This window comes from Kitasatospora sp. NPDC048194 (assembly GCF_043202455.1).
GTDB lineage: Bacteria > Actinomycetota > Actinomycetes > Streptomycetales > Streptomycetaceae > Kitasatospora.
The window spans coordinates 23895-35953 of the sequence record NZ_JBIDAK010000035.1; the positions used below are offsets into that span (position 1 = coordinate 23895).

The window sequence follows — 12059 nt, forward strand, 5'->3', positions numbered from 1 at the left end:
GTGATGCCCACCGCCCAGGCCACCTCCACGGGCGCCGCCGACCCCGCGCCCGCCGACCCCGCGCCCGCCGACCCCGCCCCGGCCGACCTCGTCCCCGCCGACCTCACGCCCGCGACCCTCGACCGCGACGCCGGTTACGCCCTGCTCGCCGAACTCGCCGGCCCCGTCGCCACCGCCACCCTGGGCGGCCTGGACGGCCTCGCTCCCGGCTTCCCCGACTGGATCGTCACCAGCCTCTTCGGCGGCACCTACCAGCGCCCCGGCCTCTCCCTGCGGGACCGCCAGATCGCCAACCTCGCCGCCCTCACCGCCCTCGGCGGGGTCGAACCGCAGCTCGCCGACCACGTGCGCAACAGCCTGCGGATCGGGATGACGGAGCAGGAGATCACCGAGGTGCTCGTCCACCTCGCTCCCTACGTCGGCGTCCCCAGGACCCTGGCCGGCCTGCGCGTCGCCACCGCGACCTTCGCGGCGGCGGCCGACACCCCCGGAGAGGACGAGGCATGACGACCCCGGCCGCCACCACCCGCAGGGTACGGACCGTCCTCGGCGACCTCGACCCGGCCGAGCTGGGCGTCACCGACGCCCACGACCACCTCTTCATCCGCAGCCCCCGGTTCCCCGGCCAGGAGCTGGACGACCCGGCCGCCGCCGAGGAGGTCCTGCGCGCCTACGCCGCCGCGGGCGGCCGCACCCTCGTCCAGTGGACGCCGTGGGGCATGGGCCGGGGCGCGGGCTCCCTCGCCGCGCTGTCCCGGGCGGCCGGCGTCCACGTCGTCGCCGCCACCGGTGCGCACCAGACGGCCCACTACGCCCCGGGCCGCTTCCCGGACCTCGGCGACCGCCCCGTCGAGCGCCCCGCCCCGTACGCGGACCTCGCCGCACGCTTCGTCACCGAGCTCGCCACCGGACTCCCCGACGCGCCCGACGGCGTCCGGCCGGGCCTGATCAAACTCGCCGACGACGCGGGCCCGCTCACCCGGCACACCCGCTGGACGATGGCCGCCGCGGCCGAGGCGCACCACGCCACCGGGTCCCCGATCGCCGTCCACCTCGAACCCGACGGTGACCCGCACGGCGTCGTGCACCGGCTCTCCGGACGGCACGGCGTCCGCCCCGACCGGATCGTCCTCGGCCACCTCACCCGCTTCACCGACCGGGCACTGCACCGCAGCCTGGCCGCCGAGGGCGTCTTCCTCGCCCTGGACAGCCCCTCCCGGATCGGGCACCCCGGCGACCTCCAGGCCTTCGACGTGATCGCCGACCTGGTCGAGGCGGGCTACGGCGACCGGCTGCTGCTCGGCGCCGACACCACCACCCGGACGGCCCGCGAGACCGGCGGACCAGCACGGCTGCTCACCGACCTGGCTCCGCGGCTGGCCCGCAGCTTCGGGCCCGAGCTGCCCGAACGGCTCCTGGTCGCCAACCCGGCCGCCGCCCTGGCCGTCGACTGGCGCACCCCCTGATGACGCCAGGGCGGCACCCTCTCCTGTGGCCGGGTCCGCCCGGCGGGGTTTGAATCCCAGTAGCCCCACCGGACCACCGGACCACGCCCCCGAGAGGCCGCCCTGACGATGCACCCGTGGCTCGCGCCCGCCCGGCTCGCCGTCGCCACCCTCCTGGCCGTCGCGCTCTGCTTCTCCGGCTACCACGCGGCGACCGACGGCACGGGCGTGGTGAACTTCCTCAGCTACTTCACCAACCTCAGCAACCTGGCCGGGATGGCCGTCCTGGGCTACGGCGGCTGGGCCGGACTGACCGGCCGCCGGCCCGTCCCGGACGCGGTGCGCGGGGCGGTGGTGCTGTACCTGGCGATCACCGGTCTGACCTACGGGACGCTGCTGGCGAACTACCCCGCGCCGACGGTCGTCCCCTGGGTGGCGGACGTGGTCCATCGCGCCGTCCCGCTCGCGGTGCTCGCCGACTGGCTGATCGACCCGCCCCTGCGGAGCGTGCGACCGCGGGTGGTGCTGGGCTGGCTGGCGTTCCCGCTGGTCTACCTGGCGTACACGCTGACCCGCGGCCACGCCGTGGACTGGTACCCGTACCCGTTCCTCGACCCGGCCCGGCACGGCGGCTACCGCCGGATCGCGGGGGCGTGCGTCCTCATGGCGGCCGCCCTGCTGCTGGTCGGGGCCGCCGTCGCGGCGGTCGGCAACGCCCTGGCCGCCCACCGCGACGCCCGCCGGGGCGTGGCGCCCCCGGGCCGCCACGCCCGGGCCGGGTGAGCCGCCCGCCGACCGGGCACGGCGGAGGGCGCAGCAGCCGCCGCTCCGGCCGGCACCGCCGATGACCACCGGCGGGTCCGGTGCCGCACGGGGGACGGCACAGGACCCGCCGGGTCGGCCGGATCCGCCGACCGGTCGCGGTCCGGCGGAGTACGCCGGGTCCGCCGGACCGGGTCACATGTGGGTGCCGCCGTCGATGCGCAGCTCGGTGCCGGTGACGAAGGCGCCGTCGTCGGAGGCCAGCATGGCGATCACACCGGCCACCGTCTCCGGGCCCGCGAAGCCCTGGCCGAGGGCGGGGGAGAGCTTGGCGAGCAGACCGAAGTCGGCGTCGGCGGGCAGGCCGGGGTTGTTGGTCATGCCGCTGTCGATGCTGCCCGGCGCGACGCAGACCGCGCGCAGGCCCTGCTTGGAGTACTCCGAGGCGATCGCGTGGGTGAAGGACTGGATGCCGCCCTTGGTCGCGGCGTAGGCGGCCATGTAGGGGTGGGCGAAGCTCGCGGAGGTGGAGCTGAAGTTGACCACCACGCCCCGACCGGTGGCGAGCAGCGCGGGGAGCGCCTCGCGGGTCATCAGGAAGGTGCCGGTCAGGTTCACCGCGAGGAGCCGGTTCCAGAACTCCAGGGTGGTCCGGTGGGTGTGCGAGGAGCGGAGGATCCCGGCCGCGTTGACCAGGACGTCCAGGCCGCCCAGGACCGCGATCGCCTCGGCCGTGCCGGCCACCACGGCCGTCTCGTCCGCGATGTCCAGGACCTGGACGGTCAGCCGGTCGGCCGTGCCGTCGGCGGTCGCACGGTCCAGCGTCCTCTTCAGGCCCTCCTCGTCGATGTCGACGGCGACGACCTTCCCGCCCTCGGCGAGGATCCGGTGGACGGTCGCCTGGCCGATGCCAGAGCCGCCGCCGGTGATCAGGACGTTCCGTCCGCTGAAGCGCTCCATGGTGGTACTCCGTTCGTTCCCGGTCGCCCGACTCGTTCTCGGCCGTTCGACCTCTTCCGGCACGTTACGCCTTTATGGCATGACGTGCCAAGAAGTCGTGACGTGTCAGGATGGCGTGGTGTGCCGCAGGAGTGATCGACTGCGTACCCTGACCCTTGTGACCGGACGCCCTTCGCTGACCCAGCGCCGCCGTGACGCCACCCGGCTGGAGATCGCCCGTACCGCCGCCGCGCTCTTCGCCGGGCAGGGGGCCGAGGCGACCACCGCCGAGGAGATCGCCCTCGCCGCCGGCATCTCGCTGCGCACCTTCTACCGCTACTTCTCCGTCAAGGAGGACGCCGTGGCGCCGCTGCTGGCGGCGGGCGGACAGCGCTGGGTGGACCTGCTGGCGGACAGCGCGGCGGACCTGCCGCTGCGCGAAGCGCTGGAGCGCTCGGCGGTGGCGTCGCTGACCCCGGCCGACGACGCCGCGGTGGAGGCCATGCACTGGACGCGCAGTCTGCTGCGCGATCCGCGGTTGGAGGGCACCTGGCAGCGGGTCCACGCGGGGGCGGAGGAGCGACTGCGGGCGGTGCTGGCCGAGCGCTGTCCGGCGGGCACCGACCCGCTGGAGCTCCGGCTGGCCGCGGCAGCGGCGACGGCCGCGATCCGGGTGGCGCTGGAGCAGTGGGCGTCCTCCGACGCGCCCGCCGCCGGGCCGGGCTCCCCGCAGGACCTCGGCGCCCGCTGCATGCGGGAGCTCACGGCGGGGCTGCGGCTCTGGGACCGGGTGGGCGGCGAGTAGCCGGGGATCGGGCACGCTCTCCGCCCCGCTCACCCGCCGTCGCTCACCCGCCGTTCGAACACCGCGCTCCGGACCCCCGCCCCGCCCCGTGCCCCCTCCGCCTCCCTGACTGTCGGCCAGGCACCAGCTTTCTCCCAGCTCCCGCTAGGGTTGGTCCTCGCACGCCCCGGTGGGGGAACCGGGGGGACCTCCTCGGATGTCCTGGACGGAGGGGCGCGGAGTTCGAGGCGTGGGAGCAAGTAGAACATGGGTCTGACGAGCCACAAGGTGCTGGCGCTGGCCGTAGTGATCGCCGTCGTGATGATGGCCGGCACGGTCTGGTTGTGGCCCAGACTCGCCAGGAAGACCTGGCAGGCGGTGTGCGGCCGGATCGGCGCGCTGCTCGCCACCCAGCTCGCCGTCCTCGCCGCGCTCGGCCTCGTCGCCAACAACTACTTCGCCTTCTACAGCAGTTGGGACGACCTCCTGGGGACGGGCAGCACCGGCCCGGTAGTGATCCACAACAAGGCGGACGCCTCCGGCCGCCTCCTGGTCGACACCGTCGGCCGGGCCTCGGTCAAGGGCGGGGGAGCGGTGGGCCGTGAGCCCGCCCAGTCCGGCGAGATCCGCAAGGTGCGGATCGACGGCAGGCTCAGCCGACTCTCCACCGAGGGGTACGTCTACCTACCGCCCCAGTACTTCCAGCCCGAGTACGCGCAGAAGCAGTTCCCGGCGGTGATCGTCAGCACCGGCTTCCCAGGGATAGCCGAGAACCTGATCACCCGGTTCAACTACCCGGGAGCCGCGCTCAAGCTGCTGCAGGAGGGCCGGATGCAGCCGACCGTCATGGTCCTGATGCGCCCCTCGCCCGCGCTGCCGCAGGACACCGAGTGCGAGGACATCCCGGGTGGCGCCCAGTCCGACACCTACTTCAGCAAGGACGTCCCCTCGGCGATCCAGGCGAGCTTCCGGGTCTCCACCGACCCGCAGGCCTGGGCCTTCATGGGCAACTCGACCGGCGGCTACTGCGCGCTCAAGCTGGCCATGCGCCACCCCGACGTCTTTCCGACGGCCGTCGCCCTCTCCGCCTACTACGAAGCCGCCGACGACCCGACCACCGGGGACCTCTTCGGCGGCAGCAAGCAGCGCCGCCAGGAGGCCGACCTGCTCTGGCGGCTGAGGAACCTGCCCCAGCCGGGGATCTCCGTACTGCTGGCCGGCACCAAGAAGGGCGACGGCAACTACCGGCAGGACACCGAGGCGTTCATCGACGCGGTGCACGACCCGATGAAGGTCTCGTACAGCATGCTGGAGCACGGCGGCCACAACTTCGAGACCTGGAGCGCGCTGCTGCCGTCCTCGCTGGAGTGGCTGTCCGCCCACCTCAAGGTGCCGGGCCAGGCCGTCTGACGCCGGGGGGCGGAAAACCCGAAGCCGGGGGGGGGGGGGGGGGGGGGGGGGGGGGGGGGGGGGGGGGGGGGGGGGGGGCGGGGCCGCGCGCGCGCCCCCCCCCCCCCCCCCCCCCCCCGCGCGCCGCCCCCCCCGGGGGCCCCCCGGCGCCGGCCCGGGGGGCCCCGGCCCCCCCCGGCCCCCCCCGGGGGGGGCGGGGGGGGCCCCCCCCCGCGGCCCCCCCCCCCCCCCCCCCCCCCGGCGCGTCTCAGGCCAGCCGCTCCAGCGTCCCGGTGTGCAGCTGCCCGACCCGGCCGCCCTCGCCCTCGAAGGTCCAGAAGGCCCGCACGGTCAGCTGGTTGAGGTCCATCACGTGGCTGACGGTGATCCCGCTCTGCTCCGTCCAACTGACGAAGTAGACCTCCGGGGCCACCTCGGCGACGTGCAGCAGCACGTCCTCCCACTGGCCCGCCGACTCGCCGAGGCCCTCCCAGCGCAGCCGCTTGCCGTCGGCCGAGTAGGTGTTGCGGAAGGCCGCGCCGTTGTCGGCCCGGAAGAGGTAGGTGCGGCCGGCGAAGGCGGGCAGGGGGGCGGTCATGGTGGGGCGGGACCTCTTTTCGATGGGCTCACGGCCTCATGGCTCATGGGGCGGACACTTGTGCACGGCGTAAAACGTCAGGACTCCAATTTATCCGACCGGTCCGACTCGGGCGTCCCGCGCCGCGACACCGTCCGCTTCCGGCCAAGGAGCGCCGAGCCGGCGCCGTGCGGTACGGCCGCCCCACCGGCCCGGCCGATCAGCGCGATCGGCCAACCCTTCCGCCACCCAGCGTCGTTGATCGACACCACTGTGAGCTGTGCGACAACCGGCTCGATGGAGTTGTCCGTTCACGGAGCACCTGCCTAGCCTGCAACGGGTCGTCCGCCCCCGCGGACCCCGCCGCCGGGACGCCGAGTCCTGTCCACCCGCCGGCGGGCAGCCGAGCACGACAGCGGACGGGAGCGGGGGAACCAAGGTCAGCGCCCGGCCCGTGCGCTCTCGCGCGCGGGCCCGGCTAGGGGTGAAGCCGCTCCCCGGGCGGCCGGGCAACTGCAGCCCGAATCCGACAGCTCACCTCGCAGGCGTCGCAGAGGACTCCCATGCACCAGCCTGCCCGTGGGCGCCGCGCGCCCCGCCACGCCCGTCCGTCCCACCGCGGTCGCAACGCCGCGCTCGCCGCCACCGGCGCGCTCGCCATCAGCGGCGCCGGCCTGCTCGGACTGCCGTCCGTGAGCGGCGCCCAGGCCGCCACCGGCCCGACCGTCACCCAGGACCGGCTCGCCCCCGCCGCCATGGTCGCGGGCAAGGCCGCCACCGCCTCGCTCGGCCTGCACTCCTCGTCCTGCTTCACCGCCAAGACCGTCGGCGTCGGCGTGCGCGACGCCCGCGGGACCAACCTCGACTTCCCCGGCAACGCCACCAACGTGCAGATCTGCCCGAGCGGGTTCACCTACACCAGCGGCGCCCGCACCCTGGCCGCCGGGACGTACACCGAGTTCGGCTTCTGGCAGGACCTGGGCGGCGCCTGGCACAACCTGCCCTCGCAGCAGCTGGTGGTCTCCGCCTCCGGTACCGCGACGCCGAGCCCGGCCCCCACGACCACCCCCTCGCCGACGACCACCCCGTCGCCCACCACGACTCCGAGCCCGACGAGCACCCCGACGGCGACCCCGTCCAGCCCGAGCGCCACCGCGAGCCCGAGCACCCCGGCGCCGTCCTCCCCGGTCGCCGGCAAGTCGCTGACCTGGTCGGACGAGTTCAACGGCTCGATCAGCTGGGGCCAGCGCTGGGTCGGCGACAAGAGCACCTCGTACAAGTACGGCAACCACAACCCGGACGACAACAAGCTCGACTGGCTGAACAAGACCAACGTCAGCGTCGCCAACGGGGTCGCCACCTTCACCGCCGCCCCCGGCGGGCCCACCCTGGAGAACGGCAAGCAGTCCTGGAACACCGGCTTCCTGACCACCGAGGGCTCCAGCGAGGGCTTCCAGGTCAAGACCGGTGACTACGCCGAGACCCGGGTCAAGCTGCCCTCCGGCACCGGCGCCTGGCCGGCCCTGTGGACCTGGAAGAACGGCAACGGGGAGATCGACTCCTTCGAGTACCACCCCGACAACCCGAACCTGCTGGAGCTGACCAACCACGTCAACCCCGGCAACCCGAAGTACTACACCGACGCGAGCGCCATCGCGAAGGACCAGTGGGTCACCATCGGCACCTACTACGGCGCCACCTCGGTCGACTGGTACGTCAACGGCGTCAAGGTCTTCTCGGACGGCAAGGGCGTCGGCGCGAACTGGTCCGCGTACCTGATCCTCAACCTCTCGGTGTGCGCCGGCCAGTACCACCCGGCGCCGCAGGGGACCACGCCGATCACCATGGCCGCCGACTACGTGCGCGTCTACCGCTGAGTGCCCGGTCGCGGGGGGGGGGGGGGGGGGGGGGGCCCGCCCCCCCCCCCCCCCCCCCCCCCCCCACCCCCGGATCCGGCCGCTCTCAGGAACCGGCGGCCGGGTCCGCCACGCGGACGGCGAACGGCTCCCGGTCGTTGCGTCCGTTCCGGTCGTCCGCACTGCGCACGGCGACCGACCCGCCGGTCAGCGTGCCCGGGGGCAGGTCGCGGGAGAGGCGCACCGGGACGAGCGCGGTCGCGCTGCGCCCCTCCTTCAGTCCGGGCCCGAAGACGCAGCGCACCTGGTGCCCGACGGCCGTGCAGTCCTCGGGGAAGTACGGCGGCTCGGGCGTCACCCCGTCCGGCAGGGTGACGGTGACGGTGAACGGCGAGGCCGTGGTGTCCGGGCCCTGGTTCGCGACGAAGGCGTGGACCGTGGTGGTGCCGCCGGGCGGAGCGGCGTCCGGGTCGAGCCGGATCACCTCCAGGTCGGACCTGGACGGCACGGCGGCGGGGCGCTTCGGTGCCGGTTGCGCGTCCGGCCGGGGGCCGGACCGATCGGCCCAGGACGGTCCGGCGGCCAGCACCGGGACGGTGCAGACCGCCGCCACGCCCGCCACGGCCGCCGTCCACCAGTGGGCCCGGCCGGTCCTCGATCCGTGCCGGCGTCCGGTACGCCCGTGCCCGTGCTGCCCGTGTTCCCTCACTGCTCACCGCTCCTCGCGCTCCGGCCGCCCGCGCCGTCGCCGGCGGCGCCCGCACCAGGGTGGCGCAGCGCCGGCCGCCGGACCGGCGCAACCCGCCCGCCCGTCCGCCGAACGGGGGAGTCCGCGGGTGCGGGAGGCGGGGTGTCCACCTCCCGCTGCGCGAGCCGCCGTTGACGCCACGTCAGGGGGCGAGGACCTGCCCCAGCCGGGCCGCGATCTGGTGCATCACCGGCACCAGCGAGGAGGCTCCGGCCTGCTCCTCCAGCGCCCGGATCCGGGCCTCCGGGCCGGACACCGAGAGCGCGGTGGGCGTCGGCGCGCCCGGGACGGCCAGTGCGATGCAGCGGACGCCGATCTCCTGCTCCTGGTCGTCGACCACGTAGCCGCGCTCGCGCGCCTCGGCGAGCTGGTCCAGCAGCTCCTGCGGGTCGGTGACCGTGTACTCGGTGTGCGCGGGCAGCGGGTTGGGCCCGAGTATCGCGCGCGCCTCGTCCTCCGGGAGCTGGGCGAGCAGTGCCTTGCCGACGCCGGTGCAGTGCGGCTGCACCCGCCGGCCCACCTCGGTGAACATCCGCATCGAGCGCCGCGACTGCACCTGTCCGACGTACACCACCTCGCCGCCCTCCAGCACCGCCAGGTTGGCGGTCTCGCCGGTGGCCTCCATGAGCTCGGCCAGGTACGGGCGGGCCCAGCTGCCGAGCAGGCGGCCGGCCGTCTCGCCGAGGCGGATCAGCCGGGGGCCGAGGGTGTAGCGACGCGCGGTGTCCTGGCGGACATAGCCCTGTTGGACGAGGGTACGAACCAGTCGGTGGATGGTCGGCATCGGGAGGCCGGAACTGGTGGAGAGCTCGCTGAGCGTGGCCACGCCGCCGGAGTCGGCCAGCGCCTCCAGGAGTTGGAAGGCTCGCTCGACGGACTGCACGCCGCCGCTCGCGCGGTCGGAGCCTGTCGTCGATGCTGTGTCGGGGGTCGCAACCACCGGCGTTCCCTTCGCTGTCGGGGAGGAGTAGAGTCCCGGCGACCTCTTCAACAAACCGTTGAAATTCTGTATCGCGGAAACTACTCTCCACCTTACAGAATCGAACTCGCCGACAGGCGGGTATCGATCGAGGAAGTTCCCGAGGAAGTTCCCACCGGAACTCCCTTCGCCAGGCTCAACCGTCTTAGGAGTGTCCTGCTCATGGCTGCAGATCAGGGGCCCTCCCCCAGCCTCCGGCCGGGGGTACCCCCAATCGCCTCCTCTCCCGCCGCTCCGGTTGTCACCGTCGCCGGTCCGCGCGTCCACCGGGCGGAGGAGGTGCTCACTCCGGAGGCGGTCGCCTTCGTCGTCGGCCTCCATCGCGCCTTCGAGGGCCGCCGGCAGGAGCTCCTGGCCAGGCGGAGGAGCAGGCGCGCCGAGATCGCCCGCACCGGCACGCTGGACTTCCTCCCGGAGACGGCCGACGTCCGGGCCGGGGACTGGAAGGTCGCCGAGGCGCCGCGCGCCCTCCAGGACCGCCGGGTCGAGATCACCGGGCCCACCGACCGGAAGATGGTCATCAACGCCCTCAACTCCGGGGCCCGGGTCTGGCTCGCCGACTTCGAGGACGCCACCTCCCCGACCTGGGAGAACGTCGTCAGCGGCCAGGTCAACCTGATCGACGCCTTCGAGGGCCGGATCGACTTCACCAGCGAGGCCGGCAAGGCCTACACCCTCAAGCCCGCCGCCGAACTCGCCACCGTCGTGGTCCGCCCGCGCGGCTGGCACCTGGACGAGAACCACCTGCTGGTCGACGGCGTCCCGGTGGCCGGCGCGTTCGTCGACTTCGGCCTGTACTTCTTCCACAACGCCGCGCGGCTGCTCGCCAGGGGCGCCGAGGACCCCAACTCCGGCCCGTACTTCTACCTGCCGAAGACCGAGAGCCACCTCGAGGCCCGGCTGTGGAACGACGTGTTCACCCACGCCCAGGCCGAGTTGGGCATCCCGTACGGCACCGTCCGCGCCACCGTGCTGATCGAGACCATCACCGCCGCCTTCGAGATGGACGAGATCCTCTACGAACTGCGCGACCACGCGGCCGGCCTCAACGCGGGGCGCTGGGACTACCTGTTCTCGATCGTCAAGAACTTCCGCGACGCCGGCGAGCACTACATCCTGCCGGACCGCAACAGCGTCACCATGGCCTCGCCGTTCATGGCTGCCTACACCCGGCTGCTGGTGCAGACCTGCCACCGGCGCGGCGCCCACGCGATCGGCGGCATGGCCGCGTTCATCCCCAGCCGCAAGGACCCCGAGGTCAACGCCGCCGCGCTGGAGAAGGTCAAGGCGGACAAGGACCGCGAGGCCGGCAACGGCTTCGACGGCTCCTGGGTCGCCCACCCGGACCTGGTGCCGGTCGCCCGCGCCTCCTTCGACGCCGTGCTGGGCGAGCGCCCCCACCAGAAGGACAACCCGGGGCCGTCCGAGCCGGTCACCGCGGCCGAACTGCTCGACATCGCGGGCGCGGGCGGCACCTGCACCCACGCCGGGCTGCACAACGCCGTCCAGGTCGGCATCCGCTACATCGAGGCGTGGCTGCGCGGGCTCGGCGCGGTCGGCATCTTCAACATGATGGAGGACGCCGCCACCGCCGAGATCTCCCGCTCGCAGATCTGGCAGTGGATCCACAACGGGGTCGTGCTGTCCGACACCGGCGAGAAGGCCACCGCCGAGCTGGTCCGCACCCTGGTCGCCGCGGAACTGGCCGAACTCCGCACCGAGCTGGGCACCGAGGCCTACGACGCCGGCCGCTGGCGCGAGGCCGCCAGGCTCTTCGAACAGGTCGCCCTGGCCGAGGAATTCGCGGACTTCCTGACCCTCCCCGCGCTTCCCCTGCTGGGCTGAGCACCAATCTATCCGCCGGGGCCACTGCTGCCGCCTGCCGGGCTGTAGCAGTCGCGCCGCCCCTTTGCTCCGTTCCGTACGGCGACGAAATCCACCTGTCCTCTTCGTCGCCGTGCGGAACGGTCCTTTGGCACGCCCTTCTCCAGGCCCTGTGGCGGCGGCCTTCCACGGTCTCCGCGCCCGCAGCGGCCCTTCTGCCACGCTTTTCAACCCTCGTGAGGAGTCACATCCATGGCGCGCGTCTTCTTCAACGGTCAGGCGATGGTCGGCGGACCGTTCCACGGCAAGGTCGCCGACGCCCTGATCGGCCCGGCCCGGACCGCCCCCGGGTACCGGTTCTTCTCCATCGACCACAGCGGCGGGACGGACGTCTGCCCGGGCCTGCTGGCCGATCCGGCCGTCGACACCGCGATCGAAGGGGAGCTGTACGACATCAGCCTGGAGCGCCTGCGGGACGACATCCTGCCCGGGGAGCCGAGGGAGCTGGAACTCGGTGTGATCGAGCTGGAGGACGGCTCCGCGTGCCTGTCCATGCTGCTCGCCCGGGGCGAGCTGGAGCGCGGCGTGCACCGCGAGATCACCCACCACGGCGGCTGGCGCGCCTACCTGGCCACGCTCGGGCGCACCGCCTGACGGGCGTACCGTGTCTGACGGGCGTACCGCCTGAGGCGCAGGGCCGCCACCGCCCACAGCGGTCAGGCGGCCCCGCAGCCCGCAGCCCGCTGCCGTCCGCGA

General features: G+C 73.9%; 12 protein-coding genes and 1 riboswitch. Of the genes, 8 read left to right on the plus strand and 4 right to left on the minus strand.

Features of this window, described 5'->3' with window-relative positions:
- Positions 1 to 3: 3 nt before the first annotated feature.
- The 3 genes from ACGF07_RS30005 (at position 4) to ACGF07_RS30015 (ending at position 2228) form a co-directional block, all read left to right on the plus strand.
- Positions 4 to 507: a carboxymuconolactone decarboxylase family protein gene (locus tag ACGF07_RS30005; protein ID WP_392903777.1), complete on the plus strand. Its 504-nt coding sequence runs from the start codon at positions 4 to 6 to the stop codon at positions 505 to 507.
- Positions 504 to 1466 (plus strand): phosphotriesterase, encoded by a 963-nt coding sequence (locus tag ACGF07_RS30010; protein WP_392903779.1) that lies wholly within the window; start codon positions 504 to 506, stop codon positions 1464 to 1466. Before ACGF07_RS30005 ends, ACGF07_RS30010 begins: the two co-directional genes overlap by 4 nt.
- 108 nt (positions 1467 to 1574) lie before the next feature.
- Positions 1575 to 2228: a Pr6Pr family membrane protein gene (locus tag ACGF07_RS30015; RefSeq protein WP_350743620.1), complete on the plus strand. Its 654-nt coding sequence runs from the start codon at positions 1575 to 1577 to the stop codon at positions 2226 to 2228.
- Between the two features lie 174 nt (positions 2229 to 2402).
- Here the strand turns inward: ACGF07_RS30015 and ACGF07_RS30020 are convergent, their stop codons facing one another.
- A complete protein-coding gene (locus ACGF07_RS30020; RefSeq protein WP_392903781.1) occupies positions 2403 to 3167 on the minus strand; it encodes an SDR family NAD(P)-dependent oxidoreductase in 765 nt (254 codons plus the stop codon).
- 157 nt (positions 3168 to 3324) lie between these two features.
- Here ACGF07_RS30020 and ACGF07_RS30025 point away from each other — a divergent pair, with 157 nt between their 5' ends.
- Both ACGF07_RS30025 and ACGF07_RS30030 read left to right on the plus strand, forming a co-directional pair.
- The gene (locus ACGF07_RS30025) at positions 3325 to 3951 is read left to right on the plus strand and encodes a TetR family transcriptional regulator (protein ID WP_392903784.1); all 627 of its coding nucleotides are present in this window, start codon (positions 3325 to 3327) and stop codon (positions 3949 to 3951) included.
- A 246-nt stretch (positions 3952 to 4197) separates the two neighbouring features.
- Positions 4198 to 5340 (plus strand): alpha/beta hydrolase, encoded by a 1143-nt coding sequence (locus ACGF07_RS30030; RefSeq protein WP_392903787.1) that lies wholly within the window; start codon positions 4198 to 4200, stop codon positions 5338 to 5340.
- Positions 5341 to 5587: 247 nt separating this feature from the next.
- On the opposite strand, the gene ACGF07_RS30035 is transcribed toward ACGF07_RS30030, so the two are convergent.
- Positions 5588 to 5917 carry a MoaF N-terminal domain-containing protein gene (locus tag ACGF07_RS30035; protein ID WP_350750246.1) on the minus strand — a complete coding sequence of 110 codons (330 nt, stop codon included), beginning with the start codon at positions 5915 to 5917 and terminating at the stop codon, positions 5588 to 5590.
- Positions 5918 to 6336: 419 nt separating this feature from the next.
- A riboswitch (cyclic di-AMP (ydaO/yuaA leader) is annotated at positions 6337 to 6457 on the plus strand.
- A 2-nt stretch (positions 6458 to 6459) separates the two neighbouring features.
- On the opposite strand from ACGF07_RS30035, the gene ACGF07_RS30040 reads away from it, so the two are divergent.
- Complete coding sequence (locus ACGF07_RS30040; protein ID WP_392903789.1) at positions 6460 to 7773, plus strand: hypothetical protein; 1314 nt, start codon at positions 6460 to 6462, stop codon at positions 7771 to 7773.
- 85 nt (positions 7774 to 7858) lie between these two features.
- Here the strand turns inward: ACGF07_RS30040 and ACGF07_RS30045 are convergent, their stop codons facing one another.
- Positions 7859 to 8461 (minus strand): hypothetical protein, encoded by a 603-nt coding sequence (locus ACGF07_RS30045; protein WP_392903791.1) that lies wholly within the window; start codon positions 8459 to 8461, stop codon positions 7859 to 7861.
- Between the two features lie 181 nt (positions 8462 to 8642).
- Entirely contained in the window at positions 8643 to 9440 is a 798-nt protein-coding gene (locus tag ACGF07_RS30050; RefSeq protein WP_350749836.1) for an IclR family transcriptional regulator, read from the minus strand.
- A gap of 201 nt (positions 9441 to 9641) precedes the next feature.
- Here ACGF07_RS30050 and aceB point away from each other — a divergent pair, with 201 nt between their 5' ends.
- A complete protein-coding gene (gene aceB, locus ACGF07_RS30055; RefSeq protein WP_392903793.1) occupies positions 9642 to 11324 on the plus strand; it encodes a malate synthase A in 1683 nt (560 codons plus the stop codon).
- A gap of 231 nt (positions 11325 to 11555) precedes the next feature.
- Positions 11556 to 11957 (plus strand): gamma-glutamylcyclotransferase, encoded by a 402-nt coding sequence (locus ACGF07_RS30060; protein WP_392903795.1) that lies wholly within the window; start codon positions 11556 to 11558, stop codon positions 11955 to 11957.
- Positions 11958 to 12059 lie beyond the last annotated feature (102 nt).

Excerpts from the sequence above, each read along its gene's own strand:
- ACGF07_RS30005 (WP_392903777.1), top strand. The coding sequence starts at position 4 with ATGCCCACCGCCCAGGCCACCTCCACGGGCGCCGCCGACCCCGCGCCC.
- ACGF07_RS30010 (WP_392903779.1), top strand. The coding sequence starts at position 504 with ATGACGACCCCGGCCGCCACCACCCGCAGGGTACGGACCGTCCTCGGC.
- ACGF07_RS30015 (WP_350743620.1), top strand. The coding sequence starts at position 1,575 with ATGCACCCGTGGCTCGCGCCCGCCCGGCTCGCCGTCGCCACCCTCCTG.
- ACGF07_RS30020 (WP_392903781.1), bottom strand. The coding sequence starts at position 3,167 with ATGGAGCGCTTCAGCGGACGGAACGTCCTGATCACCGGCGGCGGCTCT.
- ACGF07_RS30030 (WP_392903787.1), top strand. The coding sequence starts at position 4,198 with ATGGGTCTGACGAGCCACAAGGTGCTGGCGCTGGCCGTAGTGATCGCC.
- ACGF07_RS30035 (WP_350750246.1), bottom strand. The coding sequence starts at position 5,917 with ATGACCGCCCCCCTGCCCGCCTTCGCCGGCCGCACCTACCTCTTCCGG.
- ACGF07_RS30040 (WP_392903789.1), top strand. The coding sequence starts at position 6,460 with ATGCACCAGCCTGCCCGTGGGCGCCGCGCGCCCCGCCACGCCCGTCCG.
- aceB (WP_392903793.1), top strand. The coding sequence starts at position 9,642 with ATGGCTGCAGATCAGGGGCCCTCCCCCAGCCTCCGGCCGGGGGTACCC.
- ACGF07_RS30060 (WP_392903795.1), top strand. The coding sequence starts at position 11,556 with ATGGCGCGCGTCTTCTTCAACGGTCAGGCGATGGTCGGCGGACCGTTC.